The organism is Burkholderia seminalis (assembly GCF_001718535.1).
Taxonomy (GTDB): domain Bacteria; phylum Pseudomonadota; class Gammaproteobacteria; order Burkholderiales; family Burkholderiaceae; genus Burkholderia; species Burkholderia seminalis.
Map to the genome: position 1 here is coordinate 568,965 of NZ_CP013400.1, position 23,109 is coordinate 592,073.

24 protein-coding genes are annotated in these 23,109 nt (G+C 68.7%); 7 read left to right on the forward strand and 17 right to left on the reverse strand.

The features are described 5' to 3' along the window. Positions 1–6: 6 nt before the first annotated feature. The 8 genes from WJ12_RS23270 to WJ12_RS23305 form a co-directional block, all read right to left on the reverse strand. Positions 7–1,344: an MFS transporter gene (locus WJ12_RS23270; RefSeq protein WP_049034659.1), complete on the reverse strand. Its 1,338-nt coding sequence runs from the start codon at positions 1,342–1,344 to the stop codon at positions 7–9. A gap of 165 nt (positions 1,345–1,509) precedes the next feature. Then, positions 1,510–2,556: an ABC transporter substrate-binding protein gene (locus WJ12_RS23275; RefSeq protein ID WP_059559595.1), complete on the reverse strand. Its 1,047-nt coding sequence runs from the start codon at positions 2,554–2,556 to the stop codon at positions 1,510–1,512. After that, positions 2,553–3,704: an NAD(P)/FAD-dependent oxidoreductase gene (locus WJ12_RS23280; protein WP_069245847.1), complete on the reverse strand. Its 1,152-nt coding sequence runs from the start codon at positions 3,702–3,704 to the stop codon at positions 2,553–2,555. The genes WJ12_RS23275 and WJ12_RS23280 overlap by 4 nt, the downstream gene beginning before the upstream one ends. Beyond that, positions 3,697–5,130 carry an FAD/NAD(P)-dependent oxidoreductase gene (locus WJ12_RS23285; RefSeq protein ID WP_069245848.1) on the reverse strand — a complete coding sequence of 478 codons (1,434 nt, stop codon included), beginning with the start codon at positions 5,128–5,130 and terminating at the stop codon, positions 3,697–3,699. Before WJ12_RS23285 ends, WJ12_RS23280 begins: the two co-directional genes overlap by 8 nt. Beyond that, positions 5,127–5,471: a (2Fe-2S)-binding protein gene (locus tag WJ12_RS23290; protein WP_069245849.1), complete on the reverse strand. Its 345-nt coding sequence runs from the start codon at positions 5,469–5,471 to the stop codon at positions 5,127–5,129. Before WJ12_RS23290 ends, WJ12_RS23285 begins: the two co-directional genes overlap by 4 nt. Next, positions 5,471–6,265: an ABC transporter permease gene (locus WJ12_RS23295; RefSeq protein WP_034188296.1), complete on the reverse strand. Its 795-nt coding sequence runs from the start codon at positions 6,263–6,265 to the stop codon at positions 5,471–5,473. The genes WJ12_RS23290 and WJ12_RS23295 overlap by 1 nt, the downstream gene beginning before the upstream one ends. Continuing rightward, positions 6,262–7,239, reverse strand: coding sequence for an ABC transporter permease (locus WJ12_RS23300; RefSeq protein WP_034188295.1), 978 nt, complete (start codon positions 7,237–7,239; stop codon positions 6,262–6,264). Before WJ12_RS23300 ends, WJ12_RS23295 begins: the two co-directional genes overlap by 4 nt. Beyond that, the gene (locus WJ12_RS23305) at positions 7,240–8,322 is read right to left on the reverse strand and encodes an ABC transporter ATP-binding protein (protein WP_034188294.1); all 1,083 of its coding nucleotides are present in this window, start codon (positions 8,320–8,322) and stop codon (positions 7,240–7,242) included. A 294-nt stretch (positions 8,323–8,616) separates the two neighbouring features. Between WJ12_RS23305 and WJ12_RS23310 the strand changes: the two genes are divergently transcribed. Further along, positions 8,617–9,504 carry an IclR family transcriptional regulator gene (locus tag WJ12_RS23310; RefSeq protein WP_034188293.1) on the forward strand — a complete coding sequence of 296 codons (888 nt, stop codon included), beginning with the start codon at positions 8,617–8,619 and terminating at the stop codon, positions 9,502–9,504. 269 nt (positions 9,505–9,773) lie between these two features. On the opposite strand, the gene WJ12_RS23315 is transcribed toward WJ12_RS23310, so the two are convergent. Continuing rightward, positions 9,774–10,859 (reverse strand): DUF1176 domain-containing protein, encoded by a 1,086-nt coding sequence (locus tag WJ12_RS23315; protein ID WP_083262753.1) that lies wholly within the window; start codon positions 10,857–10,859, stop codon positions 9,774–9,776. 237 nt (positions 10,860–11,096) lie between these two features. On the opposite strand from WJ12_RS23315, the gene WJ12_RS23320 reads away from it, so the two are divergent. The 3 genes from WJ12_RS23320 (at position 11,097) to WJ12_RS23330 (ending at position 13,453) form a co-directional block, all read left to right on the forward strand. Further along, a complete protein-coding gene (locus WJ12_RS23320) occupies positions 11,097–11,843 on the forward strand; it encodes a glucose 1-dehydrogenase (protein WP_034188291.1) in 747 nt (248 codons plus the stop codon). A gap of 151 nt (positions 11,844–11,994) precedes the next feature. Beyond that, a complete protein-coding gene (locus WJ12_RS23325) occupies positions 11,995–12,849 on the forward strand; it encodes a DJ-1/PfpI family protein (protein WP_059559583.1) in 855 nt (284 codons plus the stop codon). A gap of 121 nt (positions 12,850–12,970) precedes the next feature. Continuing rightward, positions 12,971–13,453 carry a YybH family protein gene (locus WJ12_RS23330; RefSeq protein WP_034188289.1) on the forward strand — a complete coding sequence of 161 codons (483 nt, stop codon included), beginning with the start codon at positions 12,971–12,973 and terminating at the stop codon, positions 13,451–13,453. A gap of 93 nt (positions 13,454–13,546) precedes the next feature. Here the strand turns inward: WJ12_RS23330 and WJ12_RS23335 are convergent, their stop codons facing one another. Further along, entirely contained in the window at positions 13,547–14,494 is a 948-nt protein-coding gene (locus WJ12_RS23335; protein WP_034188288.1) for a GlxA family transcriptional regulator, read from the reverse strand. Positions 14,495–14,699: 205 nt separating this feature from the next. Next, positions 14,700–15,221, reverse strand: a complete 522-nt coding sequence (locus WJ12_RS23340; RefSeq protein ID WP_034188588.1) for a GNAT family N-acetyltransferase — start codon at positions 15,219–15,221, stop codon at positions 14,700–14,702. A gap of 315 nt (positions 15,222–15,536) precedes the next feature. On the opposite strand from WJ12_RS23340, the gene WJ12_RS23345 reads away from it, so the two are divergent. Next, a complete protein-coding gene (locus WJ12_RS23345) occupies positions 15,537–15,920 on the forward strand; it encodes a hypothetical protein (RefSeq protein ID WP_034188287.1) in 384 nt (127 codons plus the stop codon). Positions 15,921–16,026: 106 nt separating this feature from the next. Here the strand turns inward: WJ12_RS23345 and WJ12_RS23350 are convergent, their stop codons facing one another. Genes WJ12_RS23350 through WJ12_RS23360 form a run of 3 tightly spaced genes read right to left on the reverse strand, consistent with a single transcriptional unit; the run spans position 16,027 to position 17,741 of the window. Then, positions 16,027–16,872, reverse strand: a complete 846-nt coding sequence (locus WJ12_RS23350; protein ID WP_059559580.1) for an MBL fold metallo-hydrolase — start codon at positions 16,870–16,872, stop codon at positions 16,027–16,029. Positions 16,873–16,890: 18 nt separating this feature from the next. Continuing rightward, positions 16,891–17,217: a hypothetical protein gene (locus WJ12_RS36880; RefSeq protein ID WP_034188285.1), complete on the reverse strand. Its 327-nt coding sequence runs from the start codon at positions 17,215–17,217 to the stop codon at positions 16,891–16,893. Further along, positions 17,205–17,741, reverse strand: a complete 537-nt coding sequence (locus WJ12_RS23360; protein WP_049030906.1) for a hypothetical protein — start codon at positions 17,739–17,741, stop codon at positions 17,205–17,207. Before WJ12_RS23360 ends, WJ12_RS36880 begins: the two co-directional genes overlap by 13 nt. A gap of 165 nt (positions 17,742–17,906) precedes the next feature. On the opposite strand from WJ12_RS23360, the gene WJ12_RS23365 reads away from it, so the two are divergent. After that, positions 17,907–18,797, forward strand: a complete 891-nt coding sequence (locus tag WJ12_RS23365; RefSeq protein WP_049030901.1) for a LysR substrate-binding domain-containing protein — start codon at positions 17,907–17,909, stop codon at positions 18,795–18,797. A gap of 172 nt (positions 18,798–18,969) precedes the next feature. Here the strand turns inward: WJ12_RS23365 and WJ12_RS23370 are convergent, their stop codons facing one another. Continuing rightward, positions 18,970–19,827 (reverse strand): helix-turn-helix transcriptional regulator, encoded by an 858-nt coding sequence (locus WJ12_RS23370; protein WP_059559578.1) that lies wholly within the window; start codon positions 19,825–19,827, stop codon positions 18,970–18,972. A 95-nt stretch (positions 19,828–19,922) separates the two neighbouring features. On the opposite strand from WJ12_RS23370, the gene WJ12_RS23375 reads away from it, so the two are divergent. Further along, on the forward strand, positions 19,923–20,816 hold the full coding sequence (locus tag WJ12_RS23375; RefSeq protein ID WP_034188586.1) for an SDR family oxidoreductase: 894 nt from the start codon (positions 19,923–19,925) through the stop codon (positions 20,814–20,816). Between the two features lie 20 nt (positions 20,817–20,836). On the opposite strand, the gene WJ12_RS23380 is transcribed toward WJ12_RS23375, so the two are convergent. Both WJ12_RS23380 and WJ12_RS23385 read right to left on the reverse strand, forming a co-directional pair. Then, positions 20,837–22,216 carry an FAD-containing oxidoreductase gene (locus WJ12_RS23380; RefSeq protein ID WP_034188282.1) on the reverse strand — a complete coding sequence of 460 codons (1,380 nt, stop codon included), beginning with the start codon at positions 22,214–22,216 and terminating at the stop codon, positions 20,837–20,839. Between the two features lie 116 nt (positions 22,217–22,332). Continuing rightward, on the reverse strand, positions 22,333–22,911 hold the full coding sequence (locus WJ12_RS23385; RefSeq protein ID WP_059559576.1) for a hypothetical protein: 579 nt from the start codon (positions 22,909–22,911) through the stop codon (positions 22,333–22,335). Positions 22,912–23,109 lie beyond the last annotated feature (198 nt).

Below are 23,109 nucleotides of genomic sequence, written 5' to 3' on the forward strand. Positions count from 1 at the left end.
GCGCGATCATGCGGCGTCGCCGCGTGAGCCGTCGGCGTGCGGGGTGCGCGTCTCGCGCATCACGCACAGGGTCGCGACGGTCACGAGGCCGAGCGCGACGAGGAACAGCGACACGGGCCACGACGCGTGATAGCGCGCGAGCAGCGCGGTGGCGATCAGCGGCGACATCCCGCCCGCGAAGATCGACGCGACCTCATGCCCGAGCGCGACGCCCGAGTAGCGTACCTCGGTGCTGAACAGCTCGCCGACGAGCGCGGGCAGCGTACCGATCATCGCGCCGTGGCTCACGGCCGTGCCGACCGTCAGCGCGAGCCAGACGAGCGGCGTCGCGCGCGTATCGAGCAGCCAGAAGAACGGAAACGCGCATGCGACGAGGCTCAGCGCGCCGATCAGGTACACGGGCTTGCGGCCGATCCGGTCGGACAGCCGGCCCCACGCGAGCATCGCGCCCATCTCGACGATCATCGCGATCATCACGCCGGTCAGCATCACGCCGTTCGGGATGCCGAGGTACTTGCCGTAGACGAGCGAGAACGCGAGAAAGATGTACGCACCGCCGTTCTCGGCCACGCGCAGCCCCATCGCGAGCAGGATTTCCTTCGGATGGCGGCGGATGCACTCGACGATCGGCAGATGCGTGTGCGCGCCGCGCTGGCCGGCCTGCTCGAAGTCGCGGCTTTCCGGCAGGTGGCGGCGGATATAGATGCCGATCGCGAAGATGACGATGCTCGCGAGGAACGGCAGCCGCCAGCCCCAGCTGCGGAACAGGTCGTCCGGCAGCGTCTGCGCGGCCAGGAACGCGGCCGACGACAGGACGAAGCCGCCGCCCACGCCGAGCTGGCTCCACGCCGCGTAGTAGCCGCGCTGCTCGGGCGGCGCGTTCTCGCTGATCATCAGTACACCGCCGCCCCATTCGCCGCCGGACGCGATGCCCTGCAGCAGGCGCAGCACGACGAGCGCGGCCGGCGCCCACAACCCGATCTGCGCATAGGTCGGCAGCAGGCCGATCGCGAAGGTCGACGCGCCCATGATCAGCAGCGTCCACACGAGCGACGCCTTGCGCCCGTAACGATCGCCGACGTGGCCGAACACGATCCCGCCGAGCGGGCGCGCGACGAAGCCGAGCGCGAACGCCGCGAACGCGGCGAGGCTGCCCGCGAGCGGCGATGCGCCGGGCGGAAAGAACACATGGCCGAACACGAGCGCGGCGGCCGTGCCGTACACGAAGAAGTCGTACCACTCCATCGCGTTGCCGGCGACGGAGGCGATGACGATCCGGCGCAGCTGCCGGTCGGCGAGCGGCCGGGCGGCGCTCGGGGATTGCACGGTGTCGGTCGGGTACATGGCGGACTCTGAAGGGGGCGGGCGCGTGCCGTCTCGTGCAGCACTGCGGGCTAGTGTTGTCGGCCCGCCGCGTCCCGGTCAAATCCGCAGAAAAAGGGGAGTGTCATCACTCCCGCAAATGATGGTCGCGGCGCGCGGTCCCGTGCCGCCGCGCGCCGCGGCCGGTTACCGCTCGATCTGCCGGTTCCAGCGCGTATCCCACTGCGCGCGGCGCGCGTTGATCGCGGCCCAGTCGACCACCGTCACCTTGCGCACGAGATCGTCGACGTTGCCGAGGCTCTGCTGCATCGCGGCAGGCATCTTCGCGAGGCGGTTGGTCGGGATCTGCTTGCCGGCCTCGGCCGCCTTCGTCTGCGCGGGCGCGGACAGCAGGAACTGCGCGAGCTTCTGCGCGAGCTGCGGATCGGGGTTGTTCGCGACCACGCACAGGTCGACGAGCAGCAGCACGGGGCCTTCCTTCGGGTTCGCGTACGCGACGGGAATGCCCTTGTCCTGCAGGTCGCCGACGCCGGTCGGCGTGAGCGGGAACAAGCCGGCTTCGCCGGTCTGCACCATCTCGGAGATCTTCGCCGAGTTCGGGATGTACTCGACGACGTTCGGCCCGACCGTGCTCGCCCACTTGCTGAAGCCGGGCTCGACGTTCTGCTCGTTGCCGCCCAGCAGCCGGTTGATCGCGAGGAAGCCGTGCAGCCCGAACGTGCTGCTCGACGCCGACTGGAACACGACCTTGCCCTTGTATTTCGGGTCGGCGAAGTCCATCCACGACGTCGGCGGCGCCCAGCCTTTCTCCGTGAACAGTTTCCGGTTGTACGCGATGCCGGTCATTCCGAGCTGCACGCCCGCGCCGACGTCGTCCTTCATCCGCGCGAACGGATACAGCTCCTTCAGCACCGGCGAATCGTCGAGCTTCTGGCACACGCCGAGGCTGACCGCGCGCGCCATCACGCCGTCGTCGAGGAACGCGACGTGGATCTGCGGTTTGTTGCGGTTCGCGAGCAGCTTCGCGAGCACGTCCGACGACGTGCCGGGCACGACGACCACCTTCACGTTGTTCGCTTTCTCGAAGTCGGGCAGCACCTGGCTCGTATAGGCCTTCTCCATCGGCCCGCCGTTCATGCCGACGTAGATCGTCTTCGTTTGCGCGAACGCGGGCGCGCCGGCGCCCGCGAGGCAGAGGGCGGCGGCCGCCGCGATCGTTCCGAGCAGTTTCATTTGTGGGTCTCCTCTTGACGGAAAGGGGCGGTCGGCGCGGTTTGCGGTGCGAAGCGGCCGATCGAGAATGCATCGAGTGGCGTGGCGGTTTCGCCGGTCGTGACGAGGTCGGCGAGCACGTCGCCGACGCCCGGCGCGAGCAGGAAGCCGCCGCCGGAAAAGCCGAACGCATGCAGCAGGCGCGGGGTCGTGCGGCTCGCGCCGATGATCGGGTTGTGGTCGGGCGTGCAGCCTTCGACGCCGCTCCAGGTGCGGATCAGCAGCGCATCGCGCAGCGCGGGCAGCAGCGCGCACGCGTCGCGCATCACGGCGCGCGTCGTGTCGACCGACGGCTGGCCGAATTCGCCGTCGCCGCGGCCGCGCCCGCCGCCGATCACGCAGTTGCCGCGCGCGACCTGCCGCGCGTACACGCCGCCGCCGTATACGCCGAGGTTGTGCGTGATGAACGGCGGCAGCGGTTCGGTCACCCACATGTTCGGGTAGATCGGCTCCATCGGCACGGCTTCGCCGAAGCGTTCGGCGATCGTGTTCGCCCACGCGCCGGCCGAGTTGATCAGCCACGTCGCGGTGCATGCGCGGCCGCCGGCCTGAAAGTGAAAGCGCGCGCCGTCGTGGTGCACGTCGTCGACGGGCGTGTGCTCGAACACGTCCGCGCCCGCCGCGCGGGCCGCGCGCGCGAACGCGGGCGACACGAGGCGCGGGTTCGCATGGCCGTCGGTTTCGCACAGCGAGCCGCCGAGCGCCGCGCGGCCGAGCCACGGGTAGTGGCGGCGGAATGCGTCGCCGCGCATCACCTGCAGCGGCAAGCCGTGTTCGCCGGCGAGCGCGGCGTACGCGTCGAGCGCGTCGAGATCGGCGTCGCTGCGCGCGAGCCGCAGATGGCCCGACACGACGAATTCGCCGTCGATGCCGATCAGTTCGGGCAGGCGGTCCCAGATGCGCCGCGCACGCAGCGCGAGCGGCAGTTGCTCGGCCGGCCGGCCCTGGCAGCGCACGCCGCCGTAGTTCACGCCGCTCGCCTGCGCGCCGCAATCGCGCCGTTCGAACAGCCCGGTGCGCAAGCCGCGGCGCGTCAGCGCGAGGGCGGCCGACGCGCCGACGAGGCCGCCGCCGACGATCGCGACGTCGTAATGCGGGCGCTCACTCATCGCGCGCCTCGTCGGGAATCGCCGCGACATCGTCGCCCGTGAGCGCGGCCGAGATCGGGAACGGCTTCACGGGCGGTTGCGCACGCAACCGGCCGACGTCGGCGAGCGGGCGCGCGGTTGCGGCGGCCAGCACGAGCGCGGCGGCGTCGCCGCACATGCGGCCCTGGCAGCGACCCATGCCGACGCGTGTCAGCGCCTTCAGCCGGTTCAGTTCGGTCGCCGCATCGTCGCGGACGCAGCGCCGCAGCGTGCCGGCGTCGATCTCCTCGCAGCGGCACACGATCGTGTCGTCGGGGCAGTGCGCGGCCAGCTCGACCGGCGGCGCGAACGCCGTTTCGAGGCCCGCGCGGAATGCGCCGATGCGTGCGAGCGTGCGTTCGAGCGTTGCCGCGTCGGCTTTGCCGGATAACGACGGCGACGCGATGCCGGCGTCGTCGAGCAACGCGAGCGCCGCTCGCCGGCCCGATGCTTCGGCCGCGTCGGCACCCGCGATGCCCGCGCCGTCGCCGGCGACGTACAGGTCGCGCACCGACGTGCGGCCGGCCGCGTCGCGCTCGGGCAGCCACGCACGATTGAGCGGGTCGAACCCGAACCGGCAGCCGGCGAGATCGGCGAGCTGCGTTTCGGACCGCAGGCCGAAGCCGAGGCCGAGCGCGTCGCAGTCGAGCCGGCGCGGCGGGACGCCGTCACCGGCGGCGCGCCACGCCAGCCCCGTCACATGCCGGTCGCCGAGCACGCGCTCGAGCGTGACGCCCGTTTCGATCGCGACGCCCCGCGCGCGCAGCCAGCCGATGTAATAGAGCCCCTTCGCGAAGGTCGACGGCACGCGCAGCAGTGCGGGCGCGGCGGCGGCCTGGCGGCGCAGCGGGCTCGTGTCGAGCACGGCCGCGACCTGCGCGCCGGCCTTCGCATACTGGTAGGCGACGAGGTAAAGCAGCGGGCCCGTGCCCGCGAACACGATGCGCCGGCCGATCGCGCAGCCCTGCGCCTTCAGCGCCACCTGTGCGCCGCCGAGCGTATACACGCCCGCGAGCGTCCAGCCCGGCACGGGCAGCAGGCGGTCGGTCGCGCCGCTCGCGACGATCAGGTGCGAGTACGGCACCGTCACTTCGCGGCCGTCCTGCAGCGTGTCGACGCGGCCCGCGCCGCACGACCACGCGAGCGTATTCGGCCGGTAGTCGACATGCGGCAGCAGCGCGGCCATCGTCCGGTGCACCGCGTCGGCCTTGGCCGCCTCGAAACCGTACAGCGCGCGCTTGCCGCGCGTGAATGCGCCGCCGGCCGGCGGTTGCCGGTAGATCTGCCCGCCCCAGCGCGCGTTTTCGTCGATCACGACGGGGCGCAGCCCCGCGTCGACCAGCGCTTCGGCCGCGCGCACGCCGGCCGGCCCGGCGCCGACGATCACCGGTTGCAGCCCGGCGCTCACGATGCGTCTCCGCTCGCGGGCCCGGCGGCCGTGACAATCCGCATGCCGTCGGCGATCGGCGTCGAGCATGCGCGCACGCGCGCGCCGGCTTCGGTGCGCACCCAGCAGTCCTGGCACGCGCCGATCAGGCAGAAGCCCGCGCGCGGCTGGCCGCTGAATTCGCTCACGCGCACGCGGCGCTGTGCGACGAGGATCGCGGTGAGCACGGTATCGCCGGCGAGCGCCTGCGCGGGGCGGCCGTCGAGCGTGAACGCGACGGCGGCGCGCTCGCGTTCGGCGATGCGCACGAACTGTGCGCCGTCGGCCGCGCCGTCGGTGGAACGGGAAACGGAAGTCGTCATCAGTGTTGGCCGATCAGGATGCGGTTCAGGCCGTACACGCGATCGAGCAGCAGCATCGCGCCGGCGGTGATGAAGATGACGAGCGCCGACACCGACGCCATCATCGGGTCGATCGATTCGGTCGCGTACATGTACATGCGCACGGGCAGCGTGACCGTCTGCGGCGACGTGACGAAGATCGACATCGTCAGTTCGTCGAAGCTGTTGATGAACGCGAGCAGCCAGCCACCCGTGATGCCGGGCACGATCATCGGCAGCGTGATGCGCCGGAAGGTCGTCCACGGGTCCGCGCCGAGCGAGCACGCGGCCTGCTCGATGCTGCGGTCGAGGCCCGCGACGGACGCGAGCACGAGCCGCATCACGAACGGCGTGATGACGATCATGTGCGCGAGCACGAGCCAGGCGAACGAGCCGGTCGCGCCGATCAACGCGAAGAAACGCAGCAGCGCGATGCCGAGCACGAGACCGGGAATCACGAGCGGCGACAGCAGCAGCCCGTTCAGGAACGCGCGGCCGGGAAACGCCGCGCGGCCGATGGCGAGGCCCGCCGGCAGCGCGATCGCGAGCGACAGCGTGGCCGACGCGAACGCGAGCTTCACGCTGTTGAGGAACGCGGTGACGAAGTCGGGATAGTCGAGGATCGCGCGGAACCAGCGCAGCGACAGCCCGCGGGTCGGCAGCGTCAGCGTTTCGTCGGGCGTGAACGCGACGAGCACGACGATCACGAGCGGCGCGAGCACGAACAGGATCACGAGCGTGTGGAAGGCGAGGGCAACGGGGCCGTTCTTTCTCATCGCGATGCGCCTCCGAGGCTGCGCGCGTAGCGGCGTTCGAGCACGCGGTAGTAGGTGAGCATCACGACGAGGTTCGCCACCAGCAGCAGCACCGCGATCGTCGCGCCGAGCGGCCAGTTCAGCGAGCCGAGGAATTCGTCGTAGACGGCCGTGGCCGCGACCTTCAGCCGGCGTCCGCCGAGCAGGCCGGGGATCGCGAACGCGCTCGCCGACAGCCCGAACACCATCAGGCTGCCCGACAGCACGCCCGGCATCAGTTGCGGCAGCACGATGCGGCGCAGCGTCGTGAACGGCGATGCGCCGAGCGACAGCGCCGCGTGCTCGGTCTGCGGATCGAGCCGCTGCAGCGCGGTCCATACGGGAATCACCATGAACGGCAGCATCACGTGCACCAGCGCGATCACGATCGCGAAGGTCGTGTATTCGAGCTTGTACGGCCCGAGGCCGGCGAGCCCGAGCGCCTGGTTCACGAGCCCGCTCGTGTTCAGCAGCATGCTCCAGCCGAACGCGCGCACGACCACCGACACCAGCAGCGGCGCGAGGATCGCGAGCAGGAACAGCGAGCGCCACGGGTCGCGCATTTTCGACAGCACGTATGCTTCCGGCGTGCCGATCGCGACGCAGATCGCGGTCGTCAGCGCGGCGATGCCGAACGTGCGCGCGAAGATCGTGTGGAAGTACGACGAGCCGAGCACGTCCGCGTAGTTGCCGAACTGGAACGCGGCGATCGGGCCGGTGGCCGGGTCGAAGCGGTAGAAGGTCAGTACGAACGTCATCGCGAGCGGCACGAGCACGAGCGCGGCGAACAGCACGAACGCGGGCGCGCACATCAGCCACAGCGGCGCATGTGCGCGCCAGGTCGCGCGCATCGCGTGCGCGGCGGCGGCGCGTGCCGGTACGGCGTCGGCGGAAACCGCGGCCGCGAGCGCGGCCGGTGCGCCGTCGGTCGGGAGCGGGCGGACAGGCTGTCCCATTCAGGCCTCCCGGCGCATCACGCGCACCGCGTCGCTATGCCAGTCGATCCCGACCGGCGCGCCTTCCGAAAGCGGCTCCGCGCCTTCGTTCTGGCAGCACACGAGCACTTCGCCGAGCGCGCTGTCGACGCGGTACAGCCACTGGCTGCCGAGGAAGAAGCGGCTCGTGACGGTCGCGGCGAAGCGGCCCGCATCGGGCGCGCACAGCCGCAGCTTCTCGGGACGGATGCAGACCGACACCGCATCGCCGACGCGCATGTCGCGCTCGCGCGGCGGCAGGTGCGCGGTGCGGCCCGTCTCGGCGAGGTCGTGCCCGAGGTCGATGCGCATGGCGTCGCCGTCGTGCGCGACGATCGTGCCGGGCAGCAGGTTCGCCTTGCCGATGAACTGCGACACGAAGCGGTTTTCCGGGCGCTCGTACGCGCGGTACGGCGTATCGGTCTGCGTGATGCGGCCGGCTTCCATCACGACCACGCGATCGCTGATCGACAGCGCTTCCGACTGATCGTGCGTGACCATGATCGTCGTCGTGCCGATCTTGCGCTGGATCGCGCGCAGCTCGAACTGCATGTCCTCGCGCAGCTTCGCGTCGAGGTTCGACATCGGTTCGTCGAGCAGCAGCACCGGCGGCTCGATCACGACCGCGCGCGCGATCGCGACGCGTTGCCGCTGGCCGCCCGACAGCTCGCGCGGGAAGCGGTGCGCGAGCGTGTCGAGACGCACGAGCGCGAGCGCCGCACGGATGCGTTCGGCACGCTCGGCCTTGTCGACGCCGCGCATGTCGAGGCCGAAGCCGACGTTCTCCGCGACGCTCATGTGCGGAAACAGCGCATAACTCTGGAACACGATGCCGAGCCCGCGCCGGTTCGGCTTCAGGTGCGTGATGTCCTGCCCGTCGAGTGCGATGCGGCCGCGCGTGACGTCGACGAAGCCCGCGATCATCTGCAGCGTGGTGGTCTTGCCGCAGCCGGACGGGCCGAGCAGCGACACGAACTCGCCTTGTTCGACCGACAGGTTGACGTCGGCGACGGCGGTGAGTTCGCCGAAGGTTTTCGTCAGGTCCGTAAGCGTGAGAAACGACATGGGAAGCTCCGGGTTCGCACACCGCGTGGCCGGTGTACCGATGTCGCGGACTCTAGCCAGCCATATTTCGGCGCGTCAATTTCGAATTCTGCTGAACGGGAGGAATTTCGGAAAAATTCCGATGAGTGGAACGGATGGCGAAATCGCGTGCGAATCGTTCCGTTGGGTGACGTGTGGCCGAGCCGCGAAACGCGCGCGTCAATCCCGTGCACACCCGGATGCCCGTGGAATTTCGGCGGGACGACAATGACGGCTACCGTATTCCGTTCAGTGAAATCATCGAGGAGAGCCGGCATGCAGGAACCCCATTCGACCGGAACGTCGCCGGCCGCACGCGCGCCGCGCCCGGACGTGGACACCGCCGATGCGGCCGGCGCGCCGGGCACCGGCATGCTGCAGCGCGCGTTCGCGATCCTGCGCGCGCTGGCCGGCATGCAGCAGGATGGCGTGCGCGTCACGCATCTGGCGAAGGCCGTCGGGCTCACGCAGGGCACCGCGCACCGGATCCTGCAATCGCTGATCGCCGAAGGGATGGTCGAACAGGACGAGCAGTCGAAGCTGTACCGGCTGAGCGTCGACTTCTTCGCGCTCGCCGCGCAGGCCGGCAACCCGAGCAGCATGCGCACGCTGTGCCGTCCCGCGCTGCTGAGGCTGTGCGCGAGCCTCGGCGAGACCATCTTCCTGCTCGTGAAGAGCGGCTTCGACGCCGTGTGTCTCGACCTGTGCGAAGGGCCGTTTCCGATCCGCTCGTTTACCGGCGACATCGGCGGACGCATCGCGCTCGGCGTCGGGCAAGGCAGCCTCGCGATCCTCGCGTTCCTGCCCGAAGCCGAACGCGAGGAAGTGATCCGCTTCAACGTGCCGCGCATTCGCGGCTACGGCGTGCTCGACGAGGTGTACCTGCGCACCGAGATCGAACGCGTGCGGCAACTCGGCTACGCGGGCCGCAACAGCGGCGTGCTCGACGGGATGGCTGGCGTCGCGGTGCCGATCCTCGATCGCACCGGTTATCCGGTCGGCGCGTTGAGCGTCGGCACGCTCGCGTCGCGCCTCGGCGACGACCGCATGCCGATGGTCGTCGAACTGCTGCGGCGCCAGGCCGACGCGATCGGCCCGCGTACCAATCCGTTCGACGCCGCGTTGCGGCGGCCGATGCACGGGCTGTCGGGGAAAACCGTCTAACGCACGTCGCGCGTCGCCGTTTCGTCGGCTTGCCGACGCGCGCCATTCACGTCCGATCAAAGCGTGCGTTACCCAGCGGGCCGGTGCCGCGCACGCGCAGTCGACGGTGACGCTGTACGGGTTCGTCGACGATTGTCCTCGTCGACCTGTTCCGGCCGCGCATGATGCCGATGAACATGCCTGTCTATCGCGTGACGTGTTCCGCGAACGCGGCCGACGTGTGCACGACGATGGTCGGCGGCCGCGCGTCGTCGCGGGCGAGCGTGGCGTTACTGCCTTCGCGACCGATAGAGCGTAGGCCAGTCGCCGGGCGCGACACCGCCGCACGTCTCCTGCCGGGCCGCGGACGACATGCGAAAGGCCTGGCCATCCCAGATCCATTCGGCCCGAAACCCGCAATCGGTCAGCCCGCGTCCTTTGCCGAAAGTCGACAGGGTGCCGGTAGCGGGATCGAAGTTCGGTTCGAACAGCAAGGCGTCCGACGCGCCGCCCTCGGCATCGCTCAGCTTGACGGGCTCCGGCGCGCCGCCACCGGTGCGCGGGGCGATGAACACGTCCGACGATCCCTGGTACGCGCCTTGAATGCAGGGAAGAAAAACCAGCGCCGTTCTGGCGTCGAGCGCATACGCCGCCTCTTCGAGATACTTCGACGCATTCTCTTCGCACGTGCTGGCATCCCGGACACGTTTCGTGCGCGCGATCAAGCTCTTTTCCTCCTGCGCGGACAGCTGCGCGGCGATCTTCCGCGCCGGCACGACCGGCAGCGGCGGCGCGGGCGGGACCTGCGACGCGGGCGCTGCGCCTTTGCGGATCAATGCGGTCGCGCCGCCGGCGCGCCCCTGCCGATCATCGATGCGCAAGAGGGCGGCGACCATGCCGTCGAGCGGAATGTAGGTGCTGGCATCCGATCCGAGCGCGAGCTTCGCGCCGTTGCGAAGCCGGGAGACGAACGCGGCGACGGCGGCCGGCCGTGTGGTCGACAGGGTTGCGATGTTGTTGGTGTGGTCGACCTTGATGTGCCAGGCCGACTCGTCCAGCCGCAGCGGCGCGCCGTCAATCCGCAGATCGCCGAGATCGTCACGGGTGTCGGTGGCCACGCTCACCCGCGCTTCGAGCGCGCCGTTCGGTCCGGCCGCGCGAATGAAGCGCAAGTCCGCACCGGTTTCGCCGCCGCTCGCGAAACCCTTCGCCTCGCAGGTCAGGCCGTTGTCGCAGGCGACCAACCACGACTTGTAGGTGTCGTAGCTCGGCGCGCCGACTTCCCGGGGCGGCGTTGCGCCGGCGGCGAGCGGGGCGCCGGCGATCGTGAAAAGGGCAATGACCACGGCGCGTGCGTTGAGGGATCGAGTGCTCATGTCTTTCCGCTGAGTCGAGGATGAAGCGCATCGTAGCGCAACCGAGGCGCCGGAAATGAAAAATCCCGATCCGTCGCCCGTTCCGATCGAGTGGCGTTTTTCGAGGGTTATACGACCTTTGCGCCATGGGCGTCGCGTTCCATACTGCAGTGGAAGGTCAAGCGGGGAACCGCGCACGAACGCGAACGCGTTTCGCGCTTTCGGCCCGATCAATCACGACATGAAAAGGAACGGAAGATGAGGCTCAAGAACAAGACGGCGTTGATCACGGGCGGAACCAGCGGCATCGGTCTCGCCACCGCGAAGCTGTTCGTTGCGCAAGGCGCCCGCGTGGCGGTGACCGGCCGCGACGATAGCGTGTTTGAACGCGTGAAGGCCGAGCTCGGCGAGCAGGCGATCGTCCTCAAGGGCGACGTCCGTTCGCTCGACGACATGCGGGCGATCGCCGCCGACGTCAAGGAAAGGTTCGGCGGCCTGGATATCGTGTTCGCCAATGCCGGCTGGGCGTTTCCGTCCGCGGTCAACGACATCGACGACACGCTCTACGACCAGATCATGGACATCAACGTCAAGGGCGTGGTGTTCACGCTTCAGGCGGTGCTGCCGCACTTGCGGGAAGGATCGTCCGTCATCCTCAATACTTCGTTCGTCGCGCAGACCGGCAAGCATGGCATCTCGTTGACCGCGGCCGCGAAGGCCGCCGTGCGCTCGCTTGCCCGCAGCTGGTCCTACGAGTTTCTCGACCGGAAGATCCGCTTCAACGCGATCGCGCCCGGTGCGATCGACACGCCGCTGCTCTCCAAATGGGGCATGCCCGACGAATGGGTGCGCGACCGCAAGGCCGAGTTCGCCGAAGCGATTCCGGTCGGCCGCATGGGCAAGGCCGAGGACATCGCTTACGCGGCGCTCTATCTGGCCAGCGACGAATCGTCCTACGTCGTCGGCACCGAACTGGTCGTCGATGGCGGTGCGTCGCAGCTTTAAGGCCGCGGCGCGCGATGCCGGAGCCCGACATGTCATCGCGGCGCATTCACCATCCGTTCTCACGCCCGCCACGTCTTGCGTCGTGGCGGTTGTTCAATCCGGCCCGTCCTGGGTGCGCTCGCAGGGGGCCGCAGTGCAAGGAGAAATCATCTTGACCGACAGTAGCGATAACGAGGCGTCCGTCAATCAACTCACGCGTGCCGGCCGTTCGCGCCGCGATGCGCTCAGGCTGGGTGGCGCCGCCGCGCTCGGCGCCGCGCTGGGCGGCGGGGCGTTGTTCGGACACGCCACGCCCGCGCTCGCGCAGGCCGGCGGCGACGGCGTACTCGCGCCGAACGAACCGCTCAATATCCTGATCGTCAATTACGACGGAGGGACGCTTCTCGATTTCGCGGGCCCGAGCGAGATTTTCCACCGGCTGCCGAATACGAACGTGCGCTACGCGAGCCTCGACGGCGGCAACGTGACGCTCGAATTCGGCGTCGTGTACGGCAATACCGAGCGGCTGGCCGATATCGAGAAGACCGACGTGATTCTGGTTCCCGGCGGGTCCGATTTGAGCGCGCCGATGCGCCCGGCGTACCAGGCGCAGATCCGGCGTCTGGCGCAAGGCGCGAAACACGTGACGTCGGTCTGCAACGGATCGCTCGTGCTTGCCGCGACGGGCGTGCTCAACGGCAAGCGCAGCGCGTGTCATTGGGCGTTCGTCAACAAGCTGGCCGAGTACGGCGCCATTCCCGTTCCCGAGCGCTTCGTCGAAGACGACGACGGCCGCTTCATGAGCGGCGGCGGCGTGACGGCGGGCATCGACTTCGCGCTGCGCGTGGCCGCGAAGCTGCGCGGCCAACGGGCCGCCGAATTCACGCAGCTCGTGATCGAATACGATCCCGCTCCGCCGTTCCACTCCGGTCATCCGAGGGACGCGCGACCGGAAGTGATCGCGATGGTCGACAAGGAACTGCCCGGCGCATCCAGGGGGCTCGCGCGCATCCCCGGCGTTCGTTGAACGCCTCGGCCCATGTTTGCGATGCCATTCGCCGGCGTCAATGAAGGCGCAGGCGACGCTGGCTGCGCCACCGCCCAATCGGGCAACCGCTTCAATTCAAGCCCAAACCGGAAATCACTCGATGCAACGAATTCGTTTTTGTACAGCCGCGCTTGCAGCGTGCGTATCCCTTTTCGCATTCACGGCGCCGGCTGTTGCCGGCGGTTCGCAACGTCTGCCCGAAGCGGCCATCAAGGCCGAAAACGCGCGCTGGGCCGATGCCTTCGCGCGAGGGGACTATGAAGCGATCGGCCGCCTCTATACCGACGACGGCGCGCTCCTGCCGCCCGGCGGCGACAAGGTCACGGGGCGCCGCGCGATCGTCGAATATTTCTTGAACGGGTATGCCGGATCGAAACCCGGCACCGTCTCGTTCAGCAACTACGAGTTTTACGGTAGCGATCGGGCCGTGACGGAAGTGTCGGATGCGGAGGTGCGCGACCACGACGGCAAGCTCAAGATCCGCGCGAAGCAGACGCTCGTCTTTCTGAAGCAGGGCGGCGCGTGGAAGCTGCATCGCGACATGTGGAGCGATTACGCGCCCGTCAAGACCGACGGCCATTGAAGGTCCGGCGACAGGGCGCGTCGCGTACCGATGCGCCACCAGCCGGTTGAAGTGACGTCGAACCCGTAGCGCGCTGAGCGGCCAGGCGGTCGATCAGCGTGCTGCGTTCGACCGGCTCTCGCGTCGAATCGCTTGCGGCGGGTGCCCATGCAGTTTGATGAAGGCCCGCCGCATCCGTTCGGGATCGGTGAATCCCACCGCCAGCGCAATCTGTTCGATCGGTTCGCTGCCTCCCTGGAGGCGCAGCCGCGCGGCTTCGACGCGCAAGCGCTCGACCGCCTTCGCGGGCGTTTCGCCGGTTTCTCGGCGAAAGGCGCGGCCGAACTGCCGCAAGCTCAATCGCGCGGCCTCGGCCAGCCGTTCGACAGGCAATGCTTCCGCCAGATGTTCCCGCGCGAAATTCAGCGCGATGCGGATGCGATCCGATTCCGGTTCCATCTGCGACATCGCGGAGAACTGGGATTGCCCGCCGGGTCGTCGATACGGAACGACCAGCAGCCTGGAGACCGCGCGTGCAATCTCCGCACCCATGTCCTTTTCAATGATGCCGAGCGCCAGGTCGATGCCGGAGGCGATGCCCGCCGACGTCCAGACGCGGCCGTCCACGACATAGATGCTGTCGCCGTCGACCTTGATGCGAGGGAAGCGCGACTGCATCAGCGCGGCGTATCGCCAGTGCGTCGCGGCCCTCAAGCCGTCCAGCGAGCCGGTTTCCGCGAGCAGAAACGCGCCCGTGCACACGCTGGCGACCCGCGGGGTCCTGGCGGCCAGTTTTCTGGCGGCGGCGATATTGTCCGATGTCTGCATCGGCGCGATGTCGCCGCCCACGAACACGACGGTGTCGAACGTGCGCCTGCCGATCGGTTTCGTGTCGATCGCAAGGCCCGTATTGCCGGGAATCGGGCCGCCCGATGGCGAGATCACATGAAGGTCGTACGGCGTATGGCCGGCCGCCGTGGCCACCTGATTGAAGGCCGACAACGGGCCGCCAAGGTCGAGTGCATCGTAGCCACGGCAAATGAAGAATCCAATTCGATGCATGACAGCGCGGAAACTCGGAAACGCGGAGAGGCGTATTTTACCGAGAACCCTCAAATCGTGCCGTTCGGCCCGAAACGAGGGAAATACGTCGTTGACAGCGCCATCGATGGCCGCGCAGCCGGCAAGGTGCGACGAAACGTTTGCGCGAAACGCGAAGCGCCCCGCCGTTTGCGGGCGGGGCGCGGTTGTCATGCGAGGGCGCTGGTCAGCGGCGGTAGATGTATTCGAGGTCGGTCGATTCACCGACCTGGAAATGGTACGTGCCGACCTGCCGGAAACCCGCCTTTTCGTAGAACGCGATGGCCTTCGCGTTGCCGGACCACACGCCCAGCCATATCGGGCCGGGCCGCGTCTCGGCGAGATAGTGCAGCGCGGCGTCGAACAGCGCGCGTCCGGCGCCGGTGCCCTGGATACCGCGGCGAAGGTAGATTTGATGTATCTCGCCCGAACCGTCCGCGACTTCCGGATGCGGGAGTTTGCACGGCCCCGCATGTGCGTAGCCGACCAGCGTGCCGTCGTCGTTTTCGGCCACCCACGTGCGGCATTGCGGGTCGACGAGTTGCGCGCTGATCGTTTCGACCGAGTAGCTGCGCGCCTCGTACGCGGCAAGGTCGTCCGGCGGATAGTCGATGCCGAAACCGTCCTGCAGAAAGGTTTCGCGAAACGTCTCGCGCTTCAGGTCGGCAAGCGCGGCTGCATCGGCCAGTGTCGCAACGCGGATCAACATCGGAAGTTTCTCGCTTCGGTGGTTGGGCGGACAGTGTATCGCGAGCGGCATCGGGCCCGCGTTGTTGACGACGACGTCGATGCGGCCGTGCTCGGCGAGCGATTCTCCGACGATGCGGCGGCGGGATTCGGTGTCGGGTACGAAAACCGTCCCGGTCCAGGCGCGAGTACGCGCGCCGGTTCAACACGCCGCCGACGCGCGGCGCGGCAACGCGAAAGACGCTGGCGCGTGCCCGAGCGGCGCGGCAAACATGCCGATGGTTGACCGCCGACGGACATGCTAGGATTTCCGTCAAACAACTTCGGAGACGCTGCGATGCCGTTCATCTGCGAAAACGTTGAATGTCGTGCCGTGCTGGCGCGCGGGCAGGTCAAGGCCCGTCAGGAGGACGCGGGGTGGTGTTTCTACTGCCCGGACTGCAAGGCCAGGAACGAGTTGATGGATATCGGCACGGTGGTGGGCCACGCCGAGCTGGTTCAGCCTGAGCGGGCGAGCCCGCCGCACAAGGTCGTCGCGACGGCCCGGCCGCTGGACGACGGCACGTATGCGGCGCAATTGAGCGTCCAGCGCGCGCTCGCGGTGAAGGGCACATTCGCGGCCGAAGAGCACTGGGATCAGCTCGGCGTGTTCGGCGACCCGCAGGAAGCCGTCGCGCATGCGCAGTCGTTCGCGGCGGATCTGTTGCAACGCGCGGCCTAGTGTCCGGCCGCGCGCCGAATGGCGCGGCACCGCGCCACGCGCGGATCGCGGCGGGCGTCATGACCGCGGATCCGCGCGCCGGATGTGACCATCTCCGTTCGCGATCTCACGCATCGGTCTCGTCAAGCAGGCCGTATCCCCCTTTCGTTCGCGTGACGCGTGCGAACCCCGCTTCTCCCAAATGCATGCCGGCGATCAGCAACCCCTCCGCGCTGACCCGGTCCAGCAGCCGCGATCGTGTGGTTGCGGCCTCGGTCGCGTCCTGATCGAAGGCGATCGACACGTCGGGCCGCCTGATCTGGATGTGCGGGAAATGCACGATATCCCCCCACACGAGCAGGCCCCGATCGCCGGATTCGACGACGTATCCCGTGTGCCCGTCCGTATGCCCCGGTAGCGGCATCGCGCGGATGCCGGGCAGCACTTCGCCTTCATCGAACATACGCAGCCTGTCGCGATAGCCGTCGAATACCTGACGCGCGATCAGGAAGTTGCCGCGGGCCCGCTCGCTGGCACGGCTCAGATTGGCGTCGTCCTGCCAGAAGCCGACTTCGCGCCGATGTACAACCAGCTCCGCCTGCGGGAAGGTCACGTGGCCGGCGGCATTCATCAGTCCGCCGACATGGTCGGGATGCGCGTGCGTGAGCAGGATCGTGTCGATCGCGGCCGGGTCGATGCCGGCCAGCAACAGGTTGGGAATCAGGCGGCCGCCCCATTGCCGGATGCCGCCGGCCCCGGCGTCGACGAGGATCGTGCGGCCCGCGCCGCGTATCACGTAGCAGTTGATGTGAATGGCGGACGGTTCCTGCTGCCCGGCGTCGCGCTGCATCCGGGACGCCTCGGCCGTGTCGATATTCGACAGGAAATCGAGGCTGGCGGTCAGGTAGCCGTCGCTGATCGCCGTGACCGTGAAGTCGCCGACTTGCTGAAAGGGAAAGGTAACGGTGGACACAAGGCTGCTCCAGGCAAGCTAGTTTCGTGCATGAATATTCGGTGCGGCATGGCCGAAACAGCGGATGCGCGCCGACAGGCCGGTACGGCGAACGATCGCGTGATCGAGCGCTTCCATGAACCGGTTCATGATCGCGGGTTGGCGAAATGCGTCGACGCGATACTGGATTTCCGCGTATGCGGGATGCCCGTATCCGTGCCGAACCGCGATGAAGATCACGTGAACGTTTTCGAGTTTCGCGTGGAGAACATCCGTGCAAAGCGCGACGCAGTCGCCGGACAGCGCGGCGAGGTCATCGTCGGACGGCAGGCGTTCCGCCTGAATATGGAGCGTCACGTTCGGCATGGTTCGCCTGCGTGTGTCAGCTGCGCGGTGATCGGTGCGTAAAGATGAAGGCCGGCCGCGGCATACCCGGCCGGCGCGGCGTCGCGCCGCGGCACGACGGCGAGCCAGCGGCGCGCCGGACACTGCTCCAGCGCGACGGCCTGCATGGCCAGGGGCGCCAGTCCCATGCGGATCAGCGGCTCGGGGCCGCGCTCGCCCAGCACGAGCAGTTGGTCGGCAGCGACGGCGGGTGCGACACCGATATCGCTGTACAGATTGCGGTGCCAGTCGGTGATGTGCTGCTGCCATCGCGCGAAATTGCCGCCACCTTTCCGGCGATATTCGTCCCCGGTCAGCACGTCGAGACCGTCGATCGTGTGGACGGCCAGGTAGACGGGGCAACCGTCGCCGATCGCCTTGAAGCGCTGCGACGAGTGAAACCCCGTTACCGAGATGAGGGCCGGCAGCTTTTCGAGGCTGTAAAAGTCGTTCCATTCGGCTTCGCTGTCGCGGTCGGCGAAGCTGCATTCCACGGTGTAGATCATCGGATCGTCCTTCGTCACGGAGGGGTATCGTGTGGTGAACACGCGGTGTTCAGTGCGGTGACGTAATGCTAAGCTGATGTTTGCACGGTAAATAACGACAAAAAGTCAGCCTTCAGTGATGTTTGATCAAGCTGGCATCGAATCCCTCCCATCGGCGAGATCCCCATGCGACGCAAGATTCCCAGCAATTCCGCGCTCCTGGCTTTCGAGGCGGCGGCCCGGCACGGGAGCTTCGCCCGCGCGGCCGACGAGCTGGCCCGCACCGAAGGCGCGATCAGCCGCCAGATCGGCCGGCTGGAGGCGTTTCTGGGCGTGACGTTGTTCGAGCGCGTGGGAAACCGGGTGAAGCTGGCGCCGAACGGCACGCGATACGCGGCGCAGGTGCGCGAGATCCTGGACCGGCTGGAACGGGACAGCCTGTATCTGATGGGGCAGCCCGTCGAGGGCGCGAGTATCGATGTCGCCGCGATCCCGACCTTCGCCACGCGCTGGCTGATTCCCCGGCTGAAGCGATTTCAGGAGCGGCACCCGAACATCACCGTGCATATCGCCGAGCGGATGGACCCGTTCCTGCTCGCGGGCAGCGGTTTCGACGCCGCCATTCATTTCGACCATCCGGCATGGGCCGGCATGCACCTGCATCCTCTGCTGGAGGAAGTGCTGGTGCCGGTCTGCAGTCCGGCGCTCCTGAAGGGCGCGGGAAAGCGCCCGTCGCTGGATGCGCTGCCGCGCCTTCACCGGCGGCAGAATCCCGATGCCTGGCAGACGTATGCGGAAGCGTCCGGCATCGCGCTGACCAATTCGGCGATCGGCCCCCGGTACGATCTCCATTCGATGCTGATCGAGGCGGCGCTGGCCGGCCTGGGGGTGGCCTTGGTGCCGCGTCTTTACATCGCGGCGGAGCTCGAGCAGGGCCGCCTGGTCGCGCCCTGGCCGGACGGGAAGGCGGTGACCAAGACCTTCTGCCTCGTGCTGCCGGAGCCGCTCGAATTGAGCGAGGGGCCGGTACGGGCGTTCGCGGCATGGATGCTGGAAGAGGCCGGCGGCGCGCGTTGAAGCCGCGCGTCGCGCGTGCGTCCGTGCATGTCGCGTCGTTTTCGTGATCGAACGTCGAGCGGCATCCGGTGCGATCCGCGGGAGGAGAAAATCAAATATTCGCCCGGGAATCAGTGCGGATCGCGATGGTTCGACGCGGACTGAAGAGGAGGCGGCTGCTTGCCGCTTGCCGTCATGCCGCGGACACCGGCAGCGCGCGCGCCCGTTCGCGGGCCTCGACGAGTGCCCGGATGCGCGCGCGGTCGGCCGGCGTCACGGGCGTGAAGATCACGAGACTCAGGTCGGGGCGGCCGGTCACCGAGAACGCGGAATATTCGAGCGCGATCCGGCCGGCCTGCGGGTGGCGGATCTCCTTCGTGCCTTCGTCGTGCGTATGGATATCGTGGTCGCGCCACATCGCGTCGAATTCGGCGCTCGTCGCGCGCATCTCGTCGACGAACGCCTGCACGGCCTGCGTCGCGCCGCCGCGCGCGACGTCCGCGCGAAACGCGCCGACCGCGAACCGCGCGACGCGCTCCCAGTTCGGCTGGGCGTGGCGTACGCCCGCGTCGACGAAGATCAGCCGCAGGATGTTGCGCGCGGCGGGCGGCAGCGTCGCGTAGTCGGTCAGCGTCGCGGCCGCCGCATCGTTCCACGCGACGACGTCCCACGTCGCCGAGCGCACGATCGCGGGGCTCGCGTCGAGCGAATCGAGCACGTGCTGCAGGCGCGGCGTCACGCTGGCCGGCGCGTGATAACGCACTTCGGGCGGATGGCCGACGCCGATCAGGAACAGGTGCTCGCGTTCGGCTTCGTTCAGCATCAGCGCGCGGGCGAGCCGGTCGAGCACGTCGGCCGACGGCGCGCCGCCGCGCCCCTGTTCGAGCCACGTGTACCACGCGGCGCTCACGTGCGCGCGCTGCGCGACTTCCTCGCGCCGCAGCCCCGGCGTGCGGCGGCGCGTGGCCGGCAGCCCGAGCGCGGCCGGGTCGAGTTTCTCGCGGCGGTCCCGCAGGTACGCGCCGAGCAGGTTGTCGGGGGCGTCAGCCATATCCTGTTAGTTCGTTTACCGGTAAACCGTCACGACTTCACCGTGTGCGGCGTTCGACAGATAGTAAGCCTCCATTCCATCCGGAGGTGCTGAACATGCGTGTCTTTGTTACTGGAGCGTCGGGGTTCGTCGGCTCGGCCGTCGTCGCCGAACTGGTTGCCGCCGGGCATTCGGTGCTCGGCCTCGCGCGGTCCGATGCGGCGGCCGCGGCGGTGGCGGCCGCGGGCGCCGACGTGCATCGCGGGTCGCTCGAGGATTTCGACAGCCTGACGCGCGGCGCCGAACGCGCCGACGCGGTGATCCACACGGGATTCAATCACGACTTCTCGCGCTTCGCACAGAACTGCGAACTCGACCGCCGCGCGATCGAGACGATCGGCGCGGTGCTCGCGGGCTCGACGCGGCCACTGGTCGTCACGTCGGGGCTCGCGCTCGTCGCGCCCGGCCGCGCGGCGACCGAGGACGATCCGCACGTGCCGGTGTCGCCGACCTATCCGCGTGCGTCCGAAGCGACCGCGGTCGCGCTGGAGGCACGCGGCGTGCATGCGTCGGTCGTGCGCCTGCCGCCGTCCGTGCACGGCGACGGCGATCACGCGTTCGTGCCGCGCCTGATCGCGTTTGCGCGGGAGAAGGGCGCGTCGGCGTTCATCGGCGACGGCGCGAACCGCTGGCCGGCCGTGCACCGGCTCGACGCGGCGCGCGTGTACCGGCTCGCGGTCGAGCGCGGCGCGGCCGGCGCGCGTTATCACGCGGTCGACGATACGGGCGTGCCGTTCCGGGCAATCGCCGAGGTAATCGGCCGCCGGCTGAACGTGCCGGTCGTCGCGAAGTCGCCGGCCGAGGCCGCCGAGCACTTCGGCTGGTTCGCGATGTTTGCCGGAATGGATGCGCCGGCAACCAGCGAGCGCACGCGCGCATCGCTCGACTGGGTACCCGCGCAGCCGGGGCTGCTGGCCGATATCGACCGGCCGCGGTATTTCGAAAGCTGATAAGCCCCGCGCGCCGCGTGTCATTCGACCGGATGCAGGTCCTGCAGCAGCGTCGGCACGAGTTCCGACACGGTCGGATGGATATGCATCGCGCGGCTGATCGTCGTGTACGGCGCGCCGGCGGCCATCACGTCGAGCATGCCGTGCACGACTTCGTCGCCGGTCACGCCGAGGATCGAGGCGCCGAGGATCGCATGGCTGTCCGCGTCGACGATCACCTTCATGAAGCCCTGGCTTTCGCCTTTCTCGACTGCACGGCCGACGCGCGTCATCGGGCGCGTGCCGACCAGCAGCCGGCGGCCTGTCTGTTTCGCTTCCGCGAGCGTCATGCCGACGCGGCCGAGCGGCGGGTCGATGTACATCGCGTAGGCCGTGATGCGGTCGGACACCTTGCGCGGATCGTCGTCGAGCAGGTTCGCCGCGACGATCTCGTAGTCGTTGTACGCGGTGTGCGTGAACGCGCCGCGACCGTTGCAGTCGCCGAGCGCCCAGATGCCCGGCACGTTCGTGCGCAGTTGCTCGTCGACGGCGATGTAGCCGCGCGCATCGGTGCCGACGCCCGCGCGGTCGAGCCCGAGATCGTCGGTGTTCGGCACGCGCCCGACCGCGAGCAGCAGGTGCGAGCCCGCGACTTCGCGGCCGCCGCCCGAACAATCGAGGCCGACCACGATGCCTTCGCCATCGCGTCGCGCGCTCAGGCAGTTCGCATCGAGCTGCACGTCGATCCCTTCGTTCTCGAGAATCTCGCGCACGGCCTGCGACACGTCTTCGTCCTCGCGGCGAATCAGCCGCGGTCCTTTCTCGACGATCGTAACCTGCGATCCGAAGCGGCGATACATCTGGCCGAATTCGAGCCCGACGTAGCTGCCGCCGACGATCACCAGATGCTCGGGCAGGAAGTCGACATCCATCATCGTCGAATTGGTCAGGTACGGCACCGAGTCGAGGCCCGGCATCGCGGGCACCTGCGCGCGGCCGCCGACGTTGATGAAGATGCGCCCGGCCTCGAGCAGTTCGTCGCCCACGCGCACGGCGTCGGCGCGCTCGAAGCGGGCGTGACCCTGAAACACCGTGGTGTTCGCGAGACCGCGCACCCATTGCTCGACGCCGTGGTTCGAGCGGCCGGAGATCTGGTCCTTGCGCGCCTTCACGGCTTTCATGTCGACGGTGACGGGGCCGCCCACCGACACGCCGTATTCGCCGGCGCGCCGTGCGAGCTGCGCGGCGTACGCGCTCGCGATCAGCGTCTTGGTCGGGATGCAGCCGGTGTTCACGCAGGTGCCGCCGAAGCGGCCGCGCTCGATGATCGCGACCTTCATGCCGGCGGCCGACAGCCGCGCGGCGAGCGGCGGGCCGGCCTGGCCGGTGCCGATGACGATCGCGTCGAAGTGTTGCGTCATGACGTCCTCCTGTGCGGGTGCGACGAGGGAACGCGTGCGGGCGAGCCGCGTGCGATGCCGGCGCACGGTCGCGCGACGGCGAGCGCCTATGGTAGTCCTGTTGGCGTGCGCCCGCGTCAGTCCTTGCGCTTCCACTGGCCGAACGACACAGGCAGATGGGTGTCGGCGCGCGTGACGGTGACGCGGTCAGGCTGGTCGTCGAGCGGGAACGATTCGGTGACGATCTGGTTCGAGAACAGCCAGCCGCGCGTACGGGGGTCGTAGCGGAACGTGATGTAGTCGGTCCAGTGCTGCCCGCACGCGACGAAGTTCTGCACGGTGAAATAGCGGCCCTTCACCGACAAGCCGTTGTCGGCGGCGTCTTCGGGATCGAACGGGTCGCACTGGCCGCCTTCGTTCGCGCGCAGCACGACCACGTCGTTGCGCGCGGCGAGCCGGTAGGTGTGGTCGGCCTGCTCCTCGTAGATCAGCAGCGGGCGCGGCGACGGCTGTTCGCGCGTATCGATCGCGCGATGCACGACGACGAGCACGCTGTGCGGCCCGTGGTCGAGATCCGGCCCGGCTTGCGCGAGCAGCGGCTGGTAGCCGGGCGGCAGTTGCGCGGCGATCGACTTCGGCACATCGGCGGCGCGGGCGGCGGCCGGCAGGCCCGCGAGCAGCGGGAGCATCAGGGTAGCGAGGCGGAGAGCACGCATGGCGGGAGGTCGGATCAAAAGGCGGAAAGGGTTACCGGTCGCCCGGTTGCTGCGCGCGCTAGGGAAATTCGGTGCCCGGCATCGAATTGAACGCAACGGGGAGCGCGGATCTCGATCATGGCGGAGGGGCGGGATGACGGTAAAGAGGGCCAGCATAGCAGCGTGCAGCCGCTTTCGATCATGCGCGAAGCGTGCCAG